This is a genomic window from Streptomyces sp. HUAS CB01 (assembly GCF_030406905.1).
In the GTDB taxonomy this organism is placed as follows: Bacteria; Actinomycetota; Actinomycetes; order Streptomycetales; family Streptomycetaceae; genus Streptomyces; species Streptomyces chengbuensis.
In genome coordinates, this window is record NZ_CP129137.1 from 6,732,160 (window position 1) to 6,754,612 (window position 22,453).

Genomic DNA, 22,453 nt, shown 5'->3' on the forward strand with positions numbered 1-22,453 from the left:
TGACATTCACGTGAAGGATGTCAACGAGCTTGTCCAGACGGTGTTTTCGGGCTTGTCGCCGCTGGTCATCGAGGATGTGGCTGACGAAGGTGAGCGGATCCTGGTGCGGGCACGGACACCGCGGGACACTGCGGCCTGCCCGGTGTGCGGGGCCCCGTCGGAACGCGTGCACGGCTATCACTGGAGGACGGTGGCCGACGTGCCGGTCGATGAACGACGGGTGGTGGTCCGTGTGCGGGTGCGGCGTCTGGTGTGTCCCACGCGCGGCTGCCGCCACACCTTCCGCGAGCAAGTGTGCGGAGTGCTGGACCGATATCAGCGGCGAACCGTCCGCCTGACCAGGCAAGTCAAGGCCGTGGTCAAGGAGTTAGCGGGCCGGGCGGGGACACGTTTGCTGGCGATACTCGCGGTGAGCCTGTCGCGTCACACGGCCCTGCGCACCCTGCTGCGGATCCCACTGCCAACCGGTCGGGTGCCCCGGGTGATCGGCGTCGACGACTTCGCTCTGCGCCGGCGCCACCGCTATGCCACCGTGATCATCGACGCCGAGACCCACGAGCGGATCGATGTGCTGCCCGACCGCACCGCCGACACTCTGGAAGTGTGGCTGCGCGAACATCCGGGCGTCGAGGTCGTGTGCCGTGACGGCTCCGCGACCTACGCCGAGGCGATCCGGCGCGCCCTGCCCGACGCGGTGCAGGTCGCGGACCGGTGGCATGTGTGGAAGAACCTGTGCGAAGCCGCCCTGAGCGAGGTCAAGGCGCACAGCACCTGCTGGGCCACCGTGCTGGACGCGCCGATCTACGACGGGCCCCGCGCCCAGACCACCCTCGAACGCTGGCACCAGGTCCACGGCCTGCTCAAGAAGGGCGTGGGCCTGCTCGAATGCGCCCGCCGCCTGCAACTGGCCCTGAACACCGTCAAACGCTACGCCCGCGCCGATCGGCCCGAGCGCATGCTCCGCGTCCCGAAGTACCGTGCCAGCCTCGTCGACCCCTACCGTGAACACCTGCGTAAACGCCGTGCCGAGGACCCCTCCGTCCCCGTGAAGCACCTCTTCGAGGAGATCAAGGCCCTCGGCTTCACGGGCTGCCTGATTCTCCTGCACAAGTACATCAACCAGGGCCGTGCGGACGCCGACCGCAGCCACGTCTCCCCGCGCAGGCTCGCCCGGATGGTGCTGACCAGGCTCGACAACCTCAAGGTCGAGCAACACGAGCTCCTGGCCAAGCTCACCGCAGCCTGCCCCGAAATGACCCAACTGGCCACCGGCATCAGAGTCTTCGCCCCGCTCCTCACGCCGCACGTCGACAATGCCGACGCGCTCACACGCTGGATCGCTCAAGTCCGAGCAGCCGACCTGCCCCATCTGCATGCCTTCACACGGGGGCTGGAACGAGACCGTGACGCCGTCAACGCCGCACTCACCCTTCCGTACAGCAACGGCCCCACCGAGGGCGTCAACACCAAGACCAAGCGGATCGCGCGTCAGATGCACGGACGAGCAGGCTTCACCCTGCTCCGCCACCGCATCCTCCTCGGATAGCAGCACTCTCCGTCACCACCGAATGTGAGACAGGGAGCCTTTTCCATCCTCACTCTGAGCTGGCCAGATGCAGGGCGAGGACGGCCCGGACGAGGCTGGTGACGCGGGCGGTCGAGCACCGGAGCTTGCGGAGGAGCCGCCAGGATTTGAGGGTGGCCATGGCCTGCTCGACGAGTGCGCGAATCTTCGCGTGGGACCGGTTGACGGCCTGCTGACCGGTGGAAAGGGTTTCCCAGCGGCCCCAGTAGGGGGTGCGAACGGTCCCGCTGGCACCCCGATATGCCTTGTCCGCCCAGCACTTGATGTCGGCTGCGGCAAGGGCGTCGACGATGCCGTGCTCGCGGGCCGCGCGGACATCGTGGACGGCGCCGGGCAGGGCCGGCGAGGCCCACAGCAGCCGGCCGAAGGGATCCGTGAGGACCTGCAGGTTCATCCCGTGTTTCTTGTGTTTCCCGGAGTAGAAGGGCCGGTCCGCGGCGATGCGGTCGGTCGGCAGGAGTGTGCCGTCGAGGATCACGAACGCCTTCGTCGACGCGACCCGGATCGCGTCGGCCAGGGTGGGCGCGAGGCCTGCCAGGAGTTCGACAGCCTCGGTGGCATACCGGTAGGCGGTCGTGGTTCCGATACCGAATCCGGCCGCGAGCTGGGCATACGTGTTTCCCATCCGCAGGTGGGCGAGTGCGAGCAGGGCCTGGCGGCCGGGGTTCAGACGCCTCCAGCGGGAGCCGATCGCGCGACGGTGCTGCCGCAGACGGGCGGACAGAAAGCGCAGGGCAGAGCTGGACACGTCGACGCCCGAAGGGTAGACAAGCATGCGAAGCCTCTGGTGGAGACGGTTCTCTTGGTCGAAAACCCATCTACCAGGGGCTTCACCACGTTGTCATCCCAACTGGCTCGCTGCTGCCACAAGTTGGAAAGGGCTCAGGGCCGTTCTTCTTACAGTCCCGTTACACACGACAAGACTGTGAACGCAGCGTATGTGTACTTCATCGATCCGAAGGTCGTCGTCGGCGTCGCGGCACGTCAACGCCAGCAGGTCCGGTTCCTGGCCAAGCGGTTCTTGTGGGAACGGCCGGCTCCGGTGCCGTGCTCGACCGTCTCCAGCAGATCCCCATCGAGCGCGGACGGGAGCACGGCGGCATTGGACGCGGCGTTGGAGGCGCTCCGGGCCGGCCACTGCGTCTGCGCGTTCCTGAAGGGACTCTTTCCCGGGGGAGGACATTACGCGTGCGCAGTGGCGTCGCACCTCGTCACAGCGGTTCCCGAGACTCGGCTCATCGGGTGCGCTGTCACGGGTGCCAGAGCTCTCGCATCGCTTCGACACCGACCACGGGTGCGGGTCGTCTTCCTCCCATGCTCGCGCGAGCCCCTGCCAGCCAACTACAAGCTCAGGGTCGAGTCGGTTCAGAACTCGATGCGTGCCATTCGCGCGATCGCGCCGCCCACGCCGTGAGCCACGCCATTGGACGGACCTCTCGACACGGTGCCCGCCCGGTGGCCGTAGCTCGCGTCCGGGTCGCGCCTGAGGTGTCTTTGCCCACGGAGCCTGCGCACCGAGACGTCTTTTCGATGAAACGATCTCGTGCAGCGGTTCGACCGCCCAGGGAACCCCGCGAGCCTCGATGAGTTCTGCGGCGTCCGGCGGTCGTGCGGTCGAGCCTGTCACCGAGCAGTGGGAGCCCATCTGTGACGAGGTGGCGATCGGGGGCGGTGCGGGCTGGCAGGCATGATCTGGGATCGGCCCCGGGCTTCGGTAAGCCGTCGGACGTGGAGGCGGTGGTGGCGATGTGGCGTCGACGGGATGGATTCCGCTCGAGTCGACGTTTCAGGGTTCCGCTGAGCTCACCGAGGAACTCTCGGGGCGTGATGCGATGCGCGCACGCGCCGCTGCAAGAATCCGCGCTCCAGTCGACCGGCTGACATTGAACCGAGCGGCAATCTGCGCAGCACTCGGAGGCTTCACACCCTCGCCCATAGCTTGATCGACCACCTCAGCCGTTTCCACGACTCGAGAGTCTGGCGGGGCGGTCTCGTCGCGACCCGCTCGACCTCTGTTGGGTCGCTCCGGACTGCTCGTCGGACGTCCAGCACCCGTACGCTCCGGACGCTCTCGCTGATCGCCCTGCTCGAAACGGGCCGCGATCACCCATCGCGGCCACCGCCGACCGTGCACTTCCACACCACGAGGGAGATAGCCGGACACGGCATAGCTGCGCACCGTCGAAGCGTCCACTCCGAGAACCGCAGCGGCTTCTCTGTCTGTCAGCAGGTCATCCGGGTGCTCGACAGCATCTGGCAGCGGACGGATGGGCTGACCTTGCACGAAGGCGGACACCTGCTCGGCGTCGTAGAGGCGAACGCGGCCCTCATCAGCGTTGACTCGGCACACGTGCTCCTCAAACGCGTCGCGCACGTTCCGGCGCCACGAATGCAGCGGCAGCCCCATCGCCTCGGCCACCTCTGACTCGGTACGCACCTCACGGCCCTGGGGGATCATCGAGACTCTCCCTCCTGCTCGGTGTTGATAGCGCCAGCCGAGCGTCCCACCATAAACTTCCCCGCGACATCGAGGCTCGCTCTCGGGTGGGTGTCGATGGGGGAGGGGCCGGCGGATGCCGTCGCTGCCGTTCAGGCAGCGAACCGTCGGCCCCGACAGCAATGCACCGGCGAAGCCGCGGTGCGATGAACCGATCGAGGACAGCAGGCAGAAGTGCTGTAGCTACCGGGGTCGTTCATCCTGAGGAATCAGTGGCGGGAGCCGTAACGCTCGCGGGTCGGCTCGGTTGGCCAGGCATGCTACGAAAGATCACTTTGAGCATGGCGGCTCTTCTCCTGGCAGTCACCGCTGCACCAGCTTCTGCATTGTCCGGCAGCGCGCCCCGCGTCGGCAGTCCCTATGTGGACCAGCGCGATCACTCGTGCGTCCCGAAGCGCGGCGGGGGCTGCCTGATCGGAGCGGTGGTGAAGTACTGGCACAAGAAGGGTGCTGTTCAGCGTTCGGTGAGCTGGGTCTACGCATCACGGGCCGCAACGGCCGGCGCAGCGCGCTGGCTCTACAAAGCACCGGGGCGTGGTTGGAAGGTCGGCGGCGGCTGGAAGAAGGCTGCAAACCGGGGCAGCTTCGTCGAGGCTCACTGGGGCCGCGGTGGCCACACTGGCCGGAAGGTCCCACGAGGCACCCAGGTCTGCGTTGAATTCAAGGGCCTCACCAAGAAGGCCTGCATCAAGATGAAGTAGCGCACCACGCCGGTGTCGGCATCTACGGTTCTCGCAGGGACCTATGTCCGCGTACTCGTCGGAGTGGCCCTGGCAAGATTTTCGTAGCCGGAGATCATCTCGGCAGGACGCTCGACCAGTCCGGGTAGTGGCGGCGGAAGTGGGCGATCAGGACAACGCGGTGGCGGAGGAGTAGGACGCCGGTGCGTCCGGCCATCAGGCGTTTCTGCAGTTTGACGTCGGTGATGCGGCCTTCGTTGACGCCAGAGTTGTAAGGGGTGGTGATTCCCTGGGCGACGGCATGCCGGTCCAGGGCTCTGGCGAGGCTGGAGAGTGGGGCCAGTCCGCTGCCTGCGAGGTCGTCGAGCCAGCTCGGCAAGTGCGTCGCGTCACGGTTGTCGAGCATGGTGGCGAAGCGCCGGACAGGTCGTGGGTGGTTCTGAGTGCAGGGCAGTGCTCGAGAAGCCGGGGCAGGTGATCGCTGATCTGCAGTGTTCGGCGGCCGGGATGGGTGGTGATCCACCGGGCGGCTTCGCGTGGGGAGGGCGGTCGCTCGTGTGGCTCGTCCAGCGGCAGGCCCCGTTGCAGGGGCGCGACGGCCATTTTCACGCGCTGGGAGCGGCCGAGGTATCCCTAGGACTGGAGTTCCTCGTGCAAGATCTTCACGCTGTGCCGTCCCTCCTCCCAGCGTTGCCCCAGGTAGTCGAGGTAGGGATCCAGCGTGGAGGGCTTGCGGGGCGGTCGGCGCATCACTTCCTGCCAGGTGCGGGCCCGGGCGTACTTGCTCACTGTGCGGCGGTCCAGGCCGAGTTCCGGGGCCACGGAGCTGTGGCTCCGGCCGGTGCCAGGCCGAGCGTGCACGGCTTCGAACAGCCTGCGTGCGTGCCGTCCAGCACGGGAGTCAGCCGCGATGTTCTCGGCGGCTTCGTCGACGGATGTGGGACAGGTCTCGTCCACCCGGGGCAGTGCCGCGGGCAGGCAGTCGCGGTGAGCCGAGGTGATGTCCTGGACACGGCGGGAGACCCCCTGCCAGAGGTGGAAACGGTCGCTGACCTGCACTGCGTCGGGAGCGCCGGCGTGGATTCCCTGCCGGTAGGTGAGGGAGCCGTCGCGGCAGGCGACCGCAACACCCGGGTGCTCGCGGAGCCACTGACTGAGCTGTTCCGCGTCACGTCCCTGCCAGAGTGTGAGCGGGAGCCGTGTGGTGGCATCGACCAGGAGGGTGCCGTAGGTGTCGCCGTAGAGCGCGAAGTCGTCCACCCCCAGCACCCGGGGTGTCTCCAATGGCGGCAGCGGCACCCGCATCAGTTGCGACAGGACAGTGCACCGCGAGAGCGTGACGTTCAAGACCCGTAGCATCCGGGCACCGCCCCGGCCCGCCAGCACCACACCGACCGCCTCCACCAGATGCTGCAACTGCGGCGTGCGCCGCTGGTATCGTACGGTCAATCCTGGCACCTGCTCGGCGAAGGTCACCTTCGGACAGACCGAGTTCTCGCAGTACAAGCGGCGTACGGACAAGTCGATGCGCACAGGCCGGCCGCCGAGAGCAACGTCGGCGAGGCGCCGTGCGTAGCGGCTGTGGCGCCACACACTGTGCCGGCCACATCCCGGACATCCCGCCGGAACACCGGATCGCGTGCAGGCACGGACCGCCACACCAGCATGGGAGACATCAACAGAGACGACCTACACATCGGTCAACTGCGGTAACAGGCTTGCCAGTTCAAGAGAGCACAGTCAGATGCTGCCCGCTACCCGGACTGGTCGAGCGTCCTGCCGAGATGATCTCCGGCTACGAAAATCTTGCCAGAGCCACGTTCACGTGTACGCCGTCACCGCCGACCGTGCCGTCGTCGTGCCACCAGGGCAGCGCGCCCCCGGGACCTTTTCCGTCGTCCCGTTCAGCGGGGAGGCAACGCGGAGTCGCAGCCGTTTGACGTGCGACGACGGAGGTCCCCCGGCTGAGGCTACGCTGTGTCACAGCACCGCCACAGCGCCTCTACTCAGGTCGCACATGTCGCATGATGGTCCCTCAGCAGCTGAACCGCTCAGGGGGGATCATGCACACCCGCACCGTCGCCGCGCTCACGTTCACCGCCTGCGAGGGCACCGACACTGCTAGCAGCAAGCCCAGTAGTGTGCAGAGCGCCAACGACCAGCCGTCGGACGCCGGCAACGCGCTCGCCACGGAAGACAAGAAGACGGCCACCCTGCCGGACATGATCGGCAAGGGCCTGCAGTCCGCCGCGCAGGACCAGGAGCATGCCGCTGGCATCTACAGCCCAACCTCGCACGACGCCCTCGGGCGCGGCCGCATGCAGGCCTTTGACGGTAACTGGGAGGTCTGCTCGCAGACCTCGACGCCCGGCGAACACCCGGCCGACACCAAGGTCGACTTCGCCACGGTCAAGCTCGAGGAGACCTGCCCCTCCACGGACGAAGGCGCCGCGCCACAGGCTGCCGGATCGATCATGCCCGACTTCACCAGCAAGTCCGTGAAGGTCGCCCTCCAGGCCCTGGACAGCTCGACGAGCATCACCGTCGCGCCGTGACCGGTCTGCCAGCGGAAAGCGATGACGAGTTGACGACAGAGGCGGTGTCGCTCGAGGAGGCCGTTCGATCGGCCGTCGAGCAGGGACACGCGGAACTGACGCGCCTGGATGACATAACGGACGACCTGATCGGCGCATTTACGCAAGGACAGTGCGTCGCGCCGTCCTCGTCTGGCTTGATCATCCGACTGGACGAATTCACTCGTGGGTTCCCGGGGGAACTGCGACGTCATCTCGATCGTGAGCGTGAGTCGCTCGGGTGGTTCAACATCGTGTTCTTCGGACGCACCGGCGTCGGAAAGAGCACCCTGCTGTCGGCGTTCGGACAGCTCGACGGGGAGTATGTCTCACCGGGTGTCAGCGATTGGACCACCGAGGTGCGTCCAATCGAGTGGCGGGATTGCCGACTGTTCGACACACCCGGGATTAACGGCTGGGGACGGACCGAGAGCCGCGACGAGCTCGAGGCCAAGGCCCGTGAGGCAGTCGAGATCGCTGACATCGTGCTTCTGTGCTTCGACAGCCAGTCTCAGCAGGAGATGGAGTTCGAGAAGATCGCCGCCTGGATCCGTGACCACGGAAAGCCGGTGGTGGCTGTCCTGAACGTCCGTAACTCGCGCTGGCACCACCCCGCGAAAGTTCCCGAGGCCGGCCGCAGGAATCTGTCCGAATCGGTTCGCCAGCACGCCGATAACATTCGGACCCAGCTTGTACAGATCGGGTTGCCCGACACCCCGGTCGTCGCGATCCACAGCCGACGGGCCTTGTTGGCGCGCGCCACGACTCCCTTCCGTGGACCCGCCTCGGAGGCCTTCCACCTTGAACGCGAGGAATTCGGGTCGGACTACCACGATCGTTGGTCGAACTTCGGGACGCTGGAGCACCTAATAGCCACCTCGATCGCGGAAGGCAGCGCCGATCTCCGGTTGACCGCGCTGCGCGAGGACATCCGATCACGGTGCCGTCGAGGGGTCGGCGAACTCGAAGACCTGGCGGTTGAGATAGAGCAGGAAGCGGAATCCCTCGAACGCAAGGTCGAGTCGCTATTCGCCGTGTTGGGCTATCCGGAAGATGCCGAACGTGCCAAGTGGCTGCACGATGCGGCTCTCAGCGCGGATCTGGTCGACATGTCCGAGCGGGCGCGGGGCCGCCCGTACACGTTGCCGGTCAAAGGGGCATTGGACCGCTTCGTCCGGCACGTCGCTGCTTCGCACCTTGCGGGATGTCGCCGACAGGCGAAGGCCAACGCGGATGATCTGATCCGGAGGGCATTCGACGAGCAGACTGCGATCGAGGAGTCGAAGTTTGCGGAGGTTGTTTTCGATCAAGGTGCCATTTCCGCTGCGGTGGGGGCTGTTTGGGTGGGTCGCCGGGCGTTCCTGCAGCGTGAGCTTGAAGTCGCGGTGGACCATGAGTCCCCAGACAACGTGGCGGCGGTATGGCACGCCGCGGTGATCCTTGGCGACGAGGGCGGCGGTGGGGCGGGTGATGTTGTCAGGGGCGCGGGCATCGCGGTGGGTGCGGGCGCCCTTGCGGTACCCGCGTTGGCCCTCTTTTGGAACCCCGCAGGTTGGGTACTCGGCGTAGCTGCCGCGGGCGTCGGGGTCGTGGGACAGCTCCAGCAGCATTTCGGCAAGAAGATGAGCCAGCAGGCGTCGAAGCAAGCACGAAAAGCGAAGGCTCAGGCATTTGCAGACTGCCATCGTGCTGTGGATCAGACGTTCGTCGAGTATGAGGATGCCCTCGTCCGCGACAGCCGGGAAGCGGCGTGGTCGTTGTTGGCTCCTGCGGTCGGCGAGTCGCTCCGCGCTGCGATCGAGCTTCGCATGGCGCGCGGCCGGATCGTGCGGTTGATCGACAGCCTGCAGACCTACGCCGGTTCGATTAAGCCCGCACCCGCTGTGACCGGCGTCCTGCTGCGGGCGCAGCGTCGGATGGGAGGATCCCCGGCCGAGGTGACCCGGGCCTTGTTGGGCGAGGACTGGCTCGAGTCTGGCGTGGACCACCAGTCGGCACAGATCGGCCATGCCGTTCATGAGGCGTACTCGAGTCGCCGCGAGGAGGACCGCAGCCGGCTGACGCGCGCAATAGCTGCGGCGTGGAGCGAACCGTCGACGGCGAACATCCACTCGTGGCGAGACGACCTCGAGGACGCGGCCCGACGCGACCCGGCACTGTTCGATATCGCACGAACCTTCTGGCGCGTCGCCGGGGCAAGGCCAGCTCTCGTCGTTCTCGGTGACTACAACTCGGGAAAGTCGTCGTTGATCCGTCGGATCATGGTGGACAGCGGCCAGCAACCGCATGCAGCGTTCGACATCCGGGCGTTGCCCGCGACCGCAGCCGCGATCCGCTACCAGTTGCCCCGGTTCGATCTCGTGGACACACCGGGCTTGCAGAGTGGACATGACGAGCACGACACCACCGCATTCGAGGCGATCTCCGAGGCTGCTCTCGTGTTCGTCGTCGTCCACATCAATCTGCTGGTGGGCAACACCTCGATATTGGAAGAGCTCTCGCGTGGCTCGGAGATGATTGCCACAAAAGGCGGGCGGATGCTGTTCCTCGTCAATCGGTGCGACGAACTGGGCGTGGATCCGCTGACTGAACCCGAGGCATTTCTCAACCTGCAGGACCGCAAAGGTGAGGAACTGCATGCAGCGTTCGCCGTTCGTTCCATCGAAGTCGATATCGACAGGATCCACTGCTTGTCCGGCGATCCGTTCGGCCTGGTGGGAGGGGACGCAACGGCAGAACCCGGTGATTTCGACGAGAATCGGCTGTGGGACGGCGTGGCCGCATTGACCAGCGTCATGTCAGGTCTCTCCGACAAGCAGCTGTCCGCTGCGGCGTCGGCGGCCGCCTTTGATGGGGCGGTCACCGGTCTCAAGCGTCGCCAGCACACGCTTCACCAGGTGCAGGTCGACGGTACGAAAGAGCTGCGTCGCTCGGAGCCGGTGATCGCTACCCTCCGGGCTGCCGTGAACGACGCCGTGGTCCTCGAAGGTTCACTGCGAGAGGACGCCCGCCGTGTGGTGGACCGCCACGTGGTAGCGGCGAAATCCGCAGTCGTGAAACTCGATCGGAAGGACGGCCAGCAGCTGGAGAACCTCGCCGACTCCTGGTGGAAGGCTCCGCAGTTCGAAGCTGATCTCGAACGGTACCTTGCCGACGCAACGCGCAAACTGGACGAGTGGTACAGCGACCACATATCGGCAATCGGACGCGAGATGCGCGCTGCTGAGTTCCGGGTGACACCCGAGTTCGCGGCAGAATTCAAGGCCCAGGGCACCGCCTGGTACGAGGATCTGACCCAGGGTGCCGGCAACGTCGCAGGAGCCGCGGCGCCGCTTGCGAAAGCCCTTGGGAATCGGAACGCGGTCTACGCGATCGGCAAGCAGTTTGGCCACAAGTTCAAGCCATGGGGTGCGGTGAAGGGAGGCGCCAAGGTTGCCAAGGTCGGGTTCGTCCTCGGGGTCGTCGCTGCCGCCGTGGATGCCGCGGCGATGGCCAATGACATCCAAAAGGCTGGGAAACACAAGCACCAGCAGGAGTCGGCATTGCAAGTGATTGACGAAGCGGCTGCGGGGATCGTCGAACAGATCATGCACGGTGAGCAGGGGGAGGGTCCCGTCGGATACCTCGAACAGCAGACCAAGGAGCTCGAAGCACTGCTCGACGAGCACCTCGATTTCGAATCGTCGATCAGGGAACGGATGGACTCGACGAAAGCGCAGGCCGAGGTAGTCGGGGCCTTGATCGCGGCTGCGGACGAATTGATCGGCACACCAGAGGGGAACGAGTGACAGTGGTCGACATCGATGCAGTGCGGGACTGGCTGGGGCGACTTCCAGGCGGATCGTTGGTCGAGCAGTACGTCGACGACTGGGACGCGTTCGAGAAGCTGGACAGACCGGTAGTGACCCTCTTCGGGTCCTACAACACCGGCAAGAGTTCCCTGCTCCGCCGGTTGCTCGTCGATTCGGGCGGCGATGTCCCCGGCTGGCTCACGATCAGCGCACGCCACGAAACCTTCGAGGTCAACGACGCCGAGGTCGGTGGGTGCATCATCCGCGATACTCCCGGATTCGCGGTGGATGCGTCCGACATTCGTGCACAGAACAATTCGCGCCGAGCGATGGCGGCGGCCGGACTCACGGACGTCTGCATCGTGGTACTGACTCCGCAGTTGGCGACCGCCGAACGCGACGTGCTTCACAAGCTGTTCACGCAGGGATGGCCGGTGGGGGCGATGTGGTTCGTCATCTCGCGGTTCGATGAGGCGGGTGTGGACGCAGGGTACGACCTCGCGGAGTACCGGCAACTGAGTGATCGCAAGGTCCGCGAGTTGCGGCAACTGTTTGAATTGGACGACAGGACACAGATATTCGTTGTCTCGCAGGACCCGTTCCAGACGGCCGGGCCGGACACAGATCTCAGCCGAGAGACCTGGGATGACTTCCGTGGCTGGGACGGCATGAGGGACCTCGCGGATGCTTTCGAGGCGGTGTCCCCGTCGGCACTGCCCGGATGGCGGCATGCGGCCGGGCAACGGTACTGGACAGCGGTCCTGGACGAAACCGTGACCGAACTGCGGAGGCAACTGTCGGACTACACGGCACGTGCCGAAGTAGCTGCCAGTGGCGTCGCTCGCCGCGACGTATGGGGGAGCGAACTCGACACTCTCGATCGGGCCGCCCAAGCCAGCCTCGACGGTCTCGTCGAGGAGGTGATGCGGCGGTCGTGGGAGCCGAGTTCCGGCGCCGATGAACTTCAGGCCGAGATTCAGCGCACGCTCGACGAGTGGTTCACCAAGCACGAGGTCCGCCTCCAGCGGTTGCAGCAGTCGATCCGCAAGACCAAGGAGCGAGAGCGCGCCCGACCTTCCTGGGCCGGCTTTGCTTCGCTGGTCGCGACACTCGGGTCCGGGGAGGATGCCTCCACGACCCCGGCAGGGCCCGGCGGTGCCGCAGAACATGTCGAGACGGTCGGGACCATGGTGATCGGTATGTTGAAGGCCGCGAACAACGCACCCGGGCCGATCGCAGGCGGGAAGGCCGGTTCGGCGAAGGCGGCTCGGGACCTGGGACGGCCCATCGGCATCGCCGAAGCTGCGCTTCCCCTTGCCGTCTACCTGGCGAAAGTCGTCGATGAGCAGAGAACGGATCGCGCGCGCCAGAACCAGGACAAGGTGGCGGCCGAGAAGCGACAACAAGCCGTCACTGAGTGCACGCAGCGCACTCGCGACACCTGGCAGCCGTTCGTCGACGACGTGCGTGAAGCGATCGTCGCGGAGACGAGAGACCAGGTCGACCTCGACGCGAGCCTGCGCCAACTCGTCGAGCAACTGCAAGAAGCTGTGGCGGAAGGCGAGGGTCTCTTTCGAGCGGGTACCGTGCCGCTGCTCGAGTCAGACGCGTAAGCGAGTCGGGCCACTGCGGCCCGACTTCAGGGAACAGGTCATTAGCGGGTCTTCGAAGTTGGTGGGGGTGCGGCACGCGGGATGCTCCTCCGCGTCGGACCCCCGCCGCTCCAGGAAGCGAATTACGTGCCGCGCTGGTAGAGCCAGATGGCGTGATCCAGTTCCCAGGGAGTGCAGCCGATGATCTGCGCTGCAGCAGTCAGCAGTGTGCGGGCCTCAGACACGCCCATAGGACGCTTCAGAACGTGGGCCACCCAGTTCAGAACCATACGGTCCGGCTTGATGCCCGTGTCGTCGCCGGCGAGCATCCACAAGTAGCTGAGCCGGACCCCGTGGGCGCCATGGCCCGGCACCTGGGCCAGCGCCTTCTCAACCCTGGCGAGGCGATTGTCGTCGGCAAGCAGCTTCTCAACGTCGATGAGGAGATCCACGCCATGGTCCACGAGGATCCGCGCATAGTCCACGGCCGCCTCGACCTTGAGGATCCCGCCCCTCGGAGACGTGCGCCCATAGTTGTCGAGGACGGCGGCCAGGGCGTCCATGTCCGCAGCACACTCCGCGAACCGGGACAGCGGCTCCTCTTCACCCGGGTGCTCGGTGCCGCGCGGGTACAGCCGTTGCTCAAGTCCCACATGATCGGCGTATCTGTGACACACGTTCACGACGCCTGCGTAATGGGCGTTGATCGAGAAGACCGCGTCGAGCACACACAGCGATAGATGAGCCCACCGCTTCAGCCCGGACTCCGGTCCGCACCGGACGATGTCCAGCCTCTTGGCGGCCATGACGACCACCTTGATGTCCTGTTCCTCCACGTTGCTCCCCCTGGTCAGTTCCCCTACCGGTGCCGGCCGACTCGTCCGGCACTTCACGGCGGCGTGTCATGCACTCGCGCGGACCGGGAGCCAGTCTCGACTGAGCCCTCTACACCGCCCGCGCCCTGTACCAGGCGTGCGGACAGCGACGGCTACGCCCCCGAGCAGCAGCGCCGAGGAACGCCCGCTCCGCACGCGGCTTCGCGGAAGACGGTGCCTGCCGTGCCGGACCGCAGAACGCGGAACCTGCCGCACGTCGGCAGGACAGTTGAATCCCCATTGGGTGCGATGTGATCGGTCACGGCTATCCGCCTGTCGGGCGATGGCTTCGATGACGCAGCCTGAAGGCACCCCAGAGCTGAGTGACGCATCCTGCCGCAAAAAAGAAGGAGCCGGCCCGAAGCTCGGTTTCCTCGAACGCGAGGGCGTACGCAAGGAGTATGCCAAGAAACAAGGCGGCACTCGTCACCACGTTGTACACGACGCGAAGCGCCCGATGCCGGCACGCCTCGGGCGTCTCCAACACGAGGCTCGTCACAACAACGAGCATCAGCACGCACACGGCACTTGTTATCCCGATGGGCGTTTCGAACGGGTAGTACGTGCTTCCTGGATCCTCCGCATACGCTCCCGGAATAAAGTGGGTGGGCAGGACCATCGCCATTGTCATGGCGACAGCTCCAGACACAAAAGGCGCGACAAGCCTGCGGTTCGCAGAAGCGGCCTGCGCGAGTTTCGGTTCGCGTGCTCCCTTGTGCTGGCGCCCGTTCAGGAGGCCGTTCCTCGGCAGATTTCCAGTCCCGCGCTCCGCTGTCACCGTGGCGGTGACGTGCACGAGGAGGTTGCCGACGGCGGTTTGGAGCTTCACCACTCCGGTGTAGCTGCCGGCGGATGCCGTAGCGTCGAGGGAGAGCGTCAGGCCCTCGGGCAGATACCGCACACGCAACCAAGGCTCCGCTATCGCCTCCAGCGTGCCGCGGACAACGGGTGGCCCGTCGACTGGGAGCAGTACGGCCGGGCCGGGAGTGCCCGCCGTCGAGCTCCCCAGGTCAAGTTGGGTGGTGGAGACCTGTGGCTGGATAGCGGCCCAGGCGTTCTCGGCGGCCTCAGAGACACGGCGGCTGTCGTCCTGGCGGAGCTCGGCCAGTCTTGCGCAGGCAGTACGGGCAAGTGCCATGTTCGGCCCCCGGGCGATGGCTCCCAGGTCGGTCACAGCCCACAGCCTTCGCTCACGCTCGGGGGATACGACGGCAGCGGCGAGATCCGAAGGCAACGCGGCAGGCTGGGCAGCGCGGCGTGGGGCCTTGCCGATCGAGAGGTCGCCCTGAGCCCCGAACATCCACAGCTGCGGATTCTGGTGCGGTGTGATCCGGCGGATCCGCTGGCTGATGTATTCCGCCAGCTCCGACAGCCCGATCTCGCCGTCTCCGTTCAGATCTGCCGCACCAGTACGCATGCCCTCGACCAGCGCCCCGGTGAACAGTGAGGGGCCCGGTCGGCCTTCTTCGGTCAAAGATCGTGCACCTTCACTTGCCACGAGCCGGTCGCCCTCGAACGCATACTCCACGGCGCTGGACGCGGTGAGTACTGCTCTTCCGCGTTCCCCGATCGTGCGCTCCAGCCCGGTGAAGCTGTCCTGGACATGCGCCTGGGCATCCGCGCGGCTGAACATCCCACGCTCGAACGCACCGGCATAACAGCAGTCCAGCATGAGTGCCACCCTCTGCGCCCGGGTTGACATCATCAACCCGCTGACGTAATCCGCGGGAACCGCGGTCGAAGCGAGCCGGTCACGCCTCGTGTCGGTGGCAGCCAGGTAGAGTTTGCCGCCCGGGTTCTTAAGCCCATGGCACGCGACGTGTACTAGCAGCGTGTCATGCAGCGACCGGTCGGCGAAGAAGTCCTCCGTCTTCCTCCTGAGTTCGTAAGAGTCGGGGTTCTTCACAACGGTCACTTCAAACCCGCCGACGGCTGGTTCTCCCAGTACCTCGACCAGTTCGTCCGCGTCGTGGCCCGGCGCCTTGAGACTCCTCAGTCCCTGGTCACTGTAGGTTTCGATGGCGACGATGAGTGCGTAGCGCCCATGAGGAATAGTCACCGCCTCTGCCTAGGCCCCCGGCATGGACGGGTTCTGCCGGGACCGGTTCTCCACGGACTGTTCCCCCGATGTGACGATGGAGCGATCAACCATGACGGCGCCCAGCCACGCGTCGGTCAGGCGCCGCTGATCGGCCCGACTCACCCCGGTCAGCTCCAGCCGTCGGCCATCGATCTCCAGAGTCGCGCTGCGGCCTCCCGTCCGTTCCAACCATGACTGGACGACCCCCACGAGTCCTTCCAGGAGTGGCAGGCTCGGCGCCAGCACCACAAGGAGCGCTCCGACTGCCTCCGCCACACCAGCACGGCTTCCTTCCGGCGCCGGCCCCGCCTCCGCCTGCTCCACACGATCGATGTCAAGAGCGAGCAGATCCTCCTGCAGTGCCTCCAGCAGCAATTGCAGTGCTTCCGCATCCGCCGCGTCCTCGCCCCTTCCGGACGCGACAAGGCTCAACCGAACAGCCATAAGCCCCCACTACCCGCGCACCAAGCCCTTCGGACACCCAGTGTGGCACTGCGATCACCCCATGTCTCAAGAACGCGTGACTGCACAAGGCCATGATGAGATCCCATCGGAACGACTTGCTTGAGGCTTTCGGTACGCTCGCCGAAGCTGGCACCGCGATCGGACCCGCCTGAGGAGGGCCAGCGAGCTCTCACAGCTCGACCACGCAGCATGCCCCGGCCTGCGCCTCCTGGATGGCGCGGTGTGGGACGCGGTGCGCGAGGACGTACTGGCCGGTCTGAGCCTGGACATGCCTGTCACCGAGCACCTGGCGGAGCTGGTGTGGGCCCTGGACGCGGGCTGGAAGCAGATGGCCGAACGCCTGGAGGCGGCGGGCAAGGACGCGAAGGTGTCGCTCGATGTCCTCCCGAACGGCCGCGTGAAACTGAACGTGGAGAAGATCGGCGCGCTCGGAGAGCCGAAATCCCTGGCCTGGCTGCGCAAGCGGGTCGAGAAGATGCTCCCGAAGATCGACCTGCCGGACCTGCTCTTCGAGGTCTACTCCTGGACCGGGTTCCTCGACGCCTTCGTCCACCTCGGAGACGGCACCACCCGCATGAAGGACCTCACCACCTCGGTCGTCGCGCTCCTTGTGAGCGAGGCGTGCAACATTGGCATGACTCCGGTCACCAGCCCCGGCCACGAGGCTCTCACCCGCTCCCGCCTGGTCCACGTCGACCAGTTCTACCTCCGGGGCGACACCATCGCCGCGGCGAACGCCAAGCTGATCGAAGCCCAGTCTCAGGTGCCGATCGTGGCGTACTGGGGCGACGGCCTGCTGGCCTCGGTCGACGGGCTGCGTTCGTCGTCCCGGTACGGACCATCAGCGCGGCACCGTCGCCGAAGTACTTCGGGTTCAAGCGCGGCATCACCTGGCTCAACGCCGTCAACGACCAGGTCGCCGGGATCGGGCAGATGGTCGTCCCCGGAACGCCGCGCGACTCCCTGCACATTTTGGACGCGCTGCTGAACCTGGACGGCGGGCGCAAGCCGGAGATGGTGGCCACCGACAACGCCTCCTACTCCGACATCGTGTTCGGGATCTTCAGGATCCTGGGCTACAACTTCAGCCCCCGCTTCAAGGACCTGGACGACCAGAGGTTCTGGCGGGCGACGATGCCCGGGGTGAGACGGGGACGTACGGGGTGCTGGAGCCGCTCGCCCGCAACCGGGTCAACCTGAAGAAGATCGAGACGTGGTGGCCGGACATGCTCCGCGTCGCCGGTTCCCTGGTCACCAACCAGGTCAGGGCGTACGACCTGCTGCGGATGTTCGGCCGTGAGGGCCACCCCACGCCGCTGGGGCAGGCGTTCGCGGAGTACGGGCGGATCGCCAAGACCGAGCACCTGCTGCGGATGGTCGACCCGGTCGACGACACCTACCGCCGCCAGATGAACCGCCAGCTCACCGTGAAGGAGTCCCGCCACAAGCTGGCCCGGGACGTGTGTCACGGCAAGCGCGGCGCCATCCACCAGGCGTACCGCGAGGGGATGGAGGACCAGCTCGGCGCGCTCGGCCTGGTCCTCAACGCCATCGTGCTGTGGACGACGCGGTACATCGACGCAGCCGTCGCCCAGCTACGCGCCAAGGGCCACGAGATCCGGGACGAGGACATCGCCCGGCTCTCCCCGCTCAAGCACCGCAACCTCAACGTGCTCGGCCGCTACAGCTTCACCGCCTCGACCCCGGCCGGTGGCGGCCTGCGGCCCCTGCGCGACCCGGATGTCGCCGGGCTCGACGAGGGCGACGAGGAGTAGACGAGACCTTGGCGACTCCCCGGAAGCAGCATTGTCGCCCGGGGTGAGGGCTGGCCAGGGGAGGGTCCTTCCGGAGCCGAAACTGGGGCCTCGGGGGGCGCTGGTAAGGGTGCCGTCCCAGCCCTCGATGGGGCCGCGGCCGCACTCCGGCGCCGGTTCACGACCCCTGGGCCGACTGCTTCCGGATAGTCGCTCACGCGTCCGCCTGCGGCATCGGAGAAATGCCTCTGACCTGGTGTTTTCCTGGGATCTATCTAACCTGGGAGGTCTGCTCGACATCGTCGGAGGGGACACCGTGAGCGAGGAAGACACCAGGTACGACGCCAGCCACATCCAGGTGTTGGAGGGGTGGGAAGCAGTTCGGAAGCGGCCCGGGATGTACGTCGGCTCGACAAGTGAACGCGGCCTGCGTCAGATGGTGTTCGAGGTCGCGGACCGGGCGGTGAACGATGTTCTGGCCGGCCGTGCCGCCTCCGTCGACATCACTCTGACGCCCGACGGCGGCGTGTGCGTCGCCGACGACGGGCCGGGCGTTCCCATCGACGAGACGGAGGGTACCGGCGGTCCCGGGCTCGAAGCCCTGCTCACCCGAATTCAGGTCGGGGCGGGTACCGGAGACCGTCACGACGTGACGCTTGGCTTCTGTGGCGTGGGGCCCGGCGTCGTCAATGCCCTGTCGCGCCGGATGACGGCCGAGGTACGCCGCGAGGGAGTCCTATGGGTCCAGGAATACGCGCGCGGCGTGGCCGCCACCCCGCTCACCGTGGTGGGTACGGCGACCGGAAGCGGGACCGCCATTACCTTCTGGCCCGACGCCGACATCTTCGGAGCCACAGAGTTCTCGTTCGACGGACTGGAGGAACGATTCAGAGAACTGACCTTCCTGAACCAGGGCCTGGAAATCTCGCTGACCGACCTGCGCCGCCTGGGTGAGTCCCATTCGGTGCGGCTCCGCTTCCCGGGCGGGACGCGGGACTTCGTCGACTTCCTCGACGGCCGCACAGCGGCGCACGCCCCCATGGAGACCATCGCCTTCGAGCGCGAGGACGCTCGGATGGCTGGGGTGATGGAGGTGGCCTTCCGCTGGTGCAACTGCCCTGACGAGCGGGTGCAGAGCTTCGCCAACAGCCGGCCCACCATCGGCGGTACGCACACGGTGGGCTTCCGCGAGGGGATGGCGGCCGCGGTCACCGCGTACGCGCGGGAGCAGGGGCTGCCGACACCTATGGACCCCGACTTTGGCGCCGATCGGATCGGCGCGGGCCTGACGGCGGTCGTGTCGGTGAAGCTGGACCGTCCCGAGTTCGAGGGCGCCACGCGCGGTGTGCTGGGCAATTCCGAAGTGCGCAACTGTGTCGGAAAGGCCGTCCAGGACCACCTCGGCAGGTGGCTGAAGGAAGACCCGGAGCGGGCCGCAGCCGTCATCGACCAGATCGTCCAGGGTGCCCGCCGGGACTGACCAGCAACGAACCGCCCTGCTGGTTTACGAAGACGGGACCGGCAAGGCGTTGGCAGGATGCAGACGCTCGATCGGAGTTCAGAACGGCCATCCAACTGCGCGTGCGGACTCGGGACCACTCTCACAAATGTTCATCTGTGAGAGTTCTGCGAGAGTCCCCTCAGTGATCACGTTTCCGCAGGTCGCCGTTCGCAAAAGTCCTCTCGCCCGCGTATTGTGCGAGGCACTTCTGAGAGACTTCCCGGATGGATCTCACGCCCGATCGGGCCGTGTCCTGTCTCTGCCATGTCCGGGCAGTCTCGGAGATCTCCGGGCAAGTGAGCTGATGTCTCATGTCGAGCACAGGGTTGATGCCAGCCAGATGCGCCCGGCTTTGTCAGTGGCAGCGGAGTCAGCGTCAGTAGGCGGGGAGAGGTTGGCAGGCAAGGCGGCGGCTTCGACACGTCGCCGGTGAGGATGCCGTGGTCGCCCGTCCGCGCTCCACTGCGTGGGCAGCGGCGGAAACGCTACTCGCGGGCGGGCATCGCGGCGGGACGATGCCCTTCCTCTTCTCCTTCCGCTAGCAGCCATCGCAGCAGGTTGAGTCCACTCTTCCGCAGCCGCGAGCGGAACTGGCGGAACCAGCGATGGACGAGGCCGGAGAGCCGCTGAGCCTGACGCATGTACCAGGTGCAGGCCGGAAGAGCTAGGAGTGCGAAGATGCCGTACAGGGCAATTTCATTAGGAGGCACCGCGTTTCCCTTCATTGATTAATTTCCGCACGCGAAGACCGACCCGAGAGGCACGAAGATGCATTAGTCGCAGCCTGTAATGGGGCACGGACTCGGCTCGGACGCAAGAGGCCATCCCGGAACTACCGCAACTCCGGCAGGCAGGTAGAATTCGACCTCGGGTTCCGGAATTACGACCTTCGATCTTTCTCTCGTCGGGTCGTCGTCAATCATGGTCCATTCGACCCCTGTGGAACTCTTAGCGAAGATTACGCAGATTTCTCTGACAGCTCCGTCCTCTGTCGCCTGAATGCCATGCAGGTGCCTTGCTTCGCTTACGTCGGGGCCAGCGTCCCGGTATGTCGGCATCCAAGGAATCGCTTCGCCCAAAGGCCAACTGCCACCCTGCCTCACAGGTCCTGGCCATCCCGGGCGCTTGAAGGGGTACCGCATGACAGCAAGCTCCACCGCCTCAGTATTCTCGTAATTCGCAGCCGCGACATAAGCGCGATGGTAGGTCAGGTCGTTGGTCGCCAGGGTCATCCGAGCACGGCGACCCCGCTTGTCTCGGACCGTGCAATGGAGCAGCCCCCATTCCTTCACCGAAGGGGCCAGAGCGGCATATTCGCACAACTCTACATAGCTGCATACACGAATACTCTGCATCTCACGCGTCGAATAACTCGACACCTCAGAGAACTCCTTGATCTTCGGGTCCCGCAAGTCGGAGCTGAGATATCGGACCCTCTTCTCCTGCGCGGCGGGGTTGGGGGACTTGAAACGGGAGTTGCGCTTCTTCTTCGTCATGCCGTGAATATTGCCGCACTCCAGAAGGTATGTGCCACCGTGCTATATCCAGCACGGTAAAGAACGATCGCAGGTCGCTGAGCTGGGCAAACACGAGTCGAGGAGATCTGCCAGCGACCTCTGCGGGGTCAGCGCGGGCCGCAGTGCAACCTGACCGTTATCCGCGCTCCCGCAGGCGGCGGCTGGCAGCTCAGCGCGTCACTTACACCTACTCTGCGCTCAACATCTCACTATCAGTCAGGTCCGGGCGTCTGGCGGGCTGTCTCGGTCTTCTCCGCGTGCGCTGTCGTCTCTGTATCTATGGTCGTCGTGGTTCGTCGGCTTCGTAACGGAGGCCCGGATGGATGTGAACGGGGTGTCGACAGAGGACGTCGAACTGGAGTACGTCAGCGCAGTCGGGGCCCGTGAGCGGGCTTTGCTGGGGTGCCTGTGGTCGGTTCCGTTTGAGTCGGTCCGGCCCGAGCGGCGGTTCCCGGCTTTCCGGGGACAGGGCAACTGGTGCGGTTGGTACTGGTCGGCTACATGCGGCGGGCACGTCGGCTATGAGTCGTGGCTGGAGCGGGACCGGCTGATGCTGCTCGACTTCGATCCGCGGGTGGTCGGGATGGCCTCGCAGCCGTTGCGGCTGTCGTGGGACGGGGCTGGTGGTCGATGTCCGCCCCGATGAGCGGATCGAGCCGCGTGACGCGGTGAAGTTCGCCGGGACAGCGGCGGCGTGTTCGCTGGTGGGCTGGGACTTCGCCCGGGTCGGGATACCGGACGCACTACGGATGTCCCGCTCGGTGCTGCCGCACGCCTCGCTCACAGCGCTGGACGAACGGTTGGCCCAGGCGGCGGCGATCCCCGTGATCACGCCGGAGACGATCGTCTGCGACCGGGGCACGCTGAACGCCATGACGCGCTGCGGGCCCTCGAGGCCGTCGGCCCACCAGGCACGCCGGGCCATGTCGAGCCTGCCGGGCAGGGAGGCGTGTCGATGAACCGGGCCAGGACGCGCCACACGCTCGCTGAGGTCTGCCGGTACTGGGCGAAGGAGACCGCGACCCGCGGCAAGTAGTCCCAGCCGCGGGGGCCAGACACGAGCGCAGCCCATGCCATGAGGGCGGCCGCCATCACGTGGTTGTCCGGGTGCGGGCCCCGGGCGGCGATCCGGCGGGTCTCGTCGGCGGCGGCCGCGTCAAGGACAGCGCGCTGCTCGTCGTCGAGGATGAGGCCGAGGATGTCCTCGGCGAACCCGGCCGGGGTGTCGCGCCACAGCTCGTAGGCGCTGCCCGCGTGCCGGTCGAGGGCGATCATCACGTCCATGAGCGTCCCCGGGGCCATCGCCGCGACCTGGGCGCGGCGCTCGCCGACCGGGAGGTACATGAGCTGGTGCGCGAGCTCCACGGTCTCCGGTTGCACGCACGCGATCGGGTGCGGCCGGTTGTGGGTCCGGGCCGATGCGGCGAGCGAGGCGCAGCGGGTGAGCGGGATGAACGTCATGGCGCGCACCGTAGGGATCCGAGGGTGCTTGCGTCGCGGCCGCCGCGGGGCCCCTTCTCCGGCCGACGTCGGGGCCCCGCTG

Annotated in this window: 14 protein-coding genes and 1 pseudogene; 8 read left to right on the plus strand and 7 right to left on the minus strand. The window is 66.3% G+C overall.

The window, feature by feature from the left end; genetic code table 11:
* Positions 1-10 precede the first annotated feature (10 nt).
* The gene (locus QRN89_RS29540) at positions 11-1,546 is read left to right on the plus strand and encodes an ISL3 family transposase (protein ID WP_435833278.1); all 1,536 of its coding nucleotides are present in this window, start codon (positions 11-13) and stop codon (positions 1,544-1,546) included.
* Between the two features lie 49 nt (positions 1,547-1,595).
* Here the strand turns inward: QRN89_RS29540 and QRN89_RS29545 are convergent, their stop codons facing one another.
* Positions 1,596-2,360: a transposase family protein gene (locus QRN89_RS29545; RefSeq protein ID WP_093654803.1), complete on the minus strand. Its 765-nt coding sequence runs from the start codon at positions 2,358-2,360 to the stop codon at positions 1,596-1,598.
* Between the two features lie 2,003 nt (positions 2,361-4,363).
* On the opposite strand from QRN89_RS29545, the gene QRN89_RS29550 reads away from it, so the two are divergent.
* Positions 4,364-4,783: a hypothetical protein gene (locus QRN89_RS29550; RefSeq protein ID WP_290352470.1), complete on the plus strand. Its 420-nt coding sequence runs from the start codon at positions 4,364-4,366 to the stop codon at positions 4,781-4,783.
* A gap of 94 nt (positions 4,784-4,877) precedes the next feature.
* On the opposite strand, the gene QRN89_RS29555 is transcribed toward QRN89_RS29550, so the two are convergent.
* A complete protein-coding gene (locus QRN89_RS29555; protein WP_290352471.1) occupies positions 4,878-5,168 on the minus strand; it encodes a hypothetical protein in 291 nt (96 codons plus the stop codon).
* 227 nt (positions 5,169-5,395) lie between these two features.
* Positions 5,396-6,421, minus strand: a complete 1,026-nt coding sequence (locus QRN89_RS29560; protein WP_356948668.1) for an ISL3 family transposase — start codon at positions 6,419-6,421, stop codon at positions 5,396-5,398.
* Positions 6,422-6,825: 404 nt separating this feature from the next.
* Between QRN89_RS29560 and QRN89_RS29565 the strand changes: the two genes are divergently transcribed.
* From QRN89_RS29565 to QRN89_RS29575, 3 genes are read left to right on the plus strand one after another with little or no spacing between them, the layout of a single operon-like run.
* Positions 6,826-7,317: a hypothetical protein gene (locus QRN89_RS29565; protein WP_290352473.1), complete on the plus strand. Its 492-nt coding sequence runs from the start codon at positions 6,826-6,828 to the stop codon at positions 7,315-7,317.
* Complete coding sequence (locus QRN89_RS29570) at positions 7,314-11,123, plus strand: GTPase (RefSeq protein ID WP_290352474.1); 3,810 nt, start codon at positions 7,314-7,316, stop codon at positions 11,121-11,123. Before QRN89_RS29565 ends, QRN89_RS29570 begins: the two co-directional genes overlap by 4 nt.
* Positions 11,124-11,125: 2 nt before the next feature.
* On the plus strand, positions 11,126-12,739 hold the full coding sequence (locus tag QRN89_RS29575) for a GTPase (RefSeq protein ID WP_290352475.1): 1,614 nt from the start codon (positions 11,126-11,128) through the stop codon (positions 12,737-12,739).
* Between the two features lie 122 nt (positions 12,740-12,861).
* On the opposite strand, the gene QRN89_RS29580 is transcribed toward QRN89_RS29575, so the two are convergent.
* The 3 genes from QRN89_RS29580 to QRN89_RS29590 all read right to left on the minus strand — a co-directional run bounded on the left by QRN89_RS29580 (position 12,862) and on the right by QRN89_RS29590 (position 16,105).
* Entirely contained in the window at positions 12,862-13,554 is a 693-nt protein-coding gene (locus tag QRN89_RS29580; protein ID WP_290352476.1) for a DUF8548 family protein, read from the minus strand.
* A 304-nt stretch (positions 13,555-13,858) separates the two neighbouring features.
* On the minus strand, positions 13,859-15,652 hold the full coding sequence (locus QRN89_RS29585) for a caspase family protein (RefSeq protein WP_290352477.1): 1,794 nt from the start codon (positions 15,650-15,652) through the stop codon (positions 13,859-13,861).
* Positions 15,653-15,661: 9 nt separating this feature from the next.
* Positions 15,662-16,105, minus strand: coding sequence for a hypothetical protein (locus tag QRN89_RS29590; protein ID WP_290352478.1), 444 nt, complete (start codon positions 16,103-16,105; stop codon positions 15,662-15,664).
* Between the two features lie 226 nt (positions 16,106-16,331).
* On the opposite strand from QRN89_RS29590, the pseudogene QRN89_RS29595 reads away from it, so the two are divergent.
* The 3 genes and pseudogenes from QRN89_RS29595 to QRN89_RS29605 form a co-directional block, all read left to right on the plus strand.
* A pseudogene (locus tag QRN89_RS29595) lies at positions 16,332-17,913 on the plus strand (Tn3 family transposase); the annotation flags it as partial.
* Between the two features lie 235 nt (positions 17,914-18,148).
* Positions 18,149-19,372, plus strand: a complete 1,224-nt coding sequence (locus QRN89_RS29600) for an ATP-binding protein (protein ID WP_290352479.1) — start codon at positions 18,149-18,151, stop codon at positions 19,370-19,372.
* A gap of 1,857 nt (positions 19,373-21,229) precedes the next feature.
* Positions 21,230-21,556 (plus strand): hypothetical protein, encoded by a 327-nt coding sequence (locus QRN89_RS29605; RefSeq protein WP_290353986.1) that lies wholly within the window; start codon positions 21,230-21,232, stop codon positions 21,554-21,556.
* Positions 21,557-21,738: 182 nt separating this feature from the next.
* Here the strand turns inward: QRN89_RS29605 and QRN89_RS29610 are convergent, their stop codons facing one another.
* Positions 21,739-22,371 carry a hypothetical protein gene (locus tag QRN89_RS29610; protein ID WP_290353987.1) on the minus strand — a complete coding sequence of 211 codons (633 nt, stop codon included), beginning with the start codon at positions 22,369-22,371 and terminating at the stop codon, positions 21,739-21,741.
* Between the last annotated feature and the right edge of the window lie 82 nt (positions 22,372-22,453).

What these genes read in the sequence shown, in the direction of transcription:
- QRN89_RS29610 (WP_290353987.1), bottom strand. Translation starts at nt 22,371, where the DNA reads ATGACGTTCATCCCGCTCACCCGCTGCGCCTCGCTCGCCGCATCGGCC.
- QRN89_RS29555 (WP_290352471.1), bottom strand. Translation starts at nt 5,168, where the DNA reads ATGCTCGACAACCGTGACGCGACGCACTTGCCGAGCTGGCTCGACGAC.
- QRN89_RS29545 (WP_093654803.1), bottom strand. Translation starts at nt 2,360, where the DNA reads ATGCTTGTCTACCCTTCGGGCGTCGACGTGTCCAGCTCTGCCCTGCGC.
- QRN89_RS29550 (WP_290352470.1), top strand. Translation starts at nt 4,364, where the DNA reads ATGGCGGCTCTTCTCCTGGCAGTCACCGCTGCACCAGCTTCTGCATTG.
- QRN89_RS29565 (WP_290352473.1), top strand. Translation starts at nt 6,826, where the DNA reads ATGCACACCCGCACCGTCGCCGCGCTCACGTTCACCGCCTGCGAGGGC.
- QRN89_RS29605 (WP_290353986.1), top strand. Translation starts at nt 21,230, where the DNA reads ATGGATGTGAACGGGGTGTCGACAGAGGACGTCGAACTGGAGTACGTC.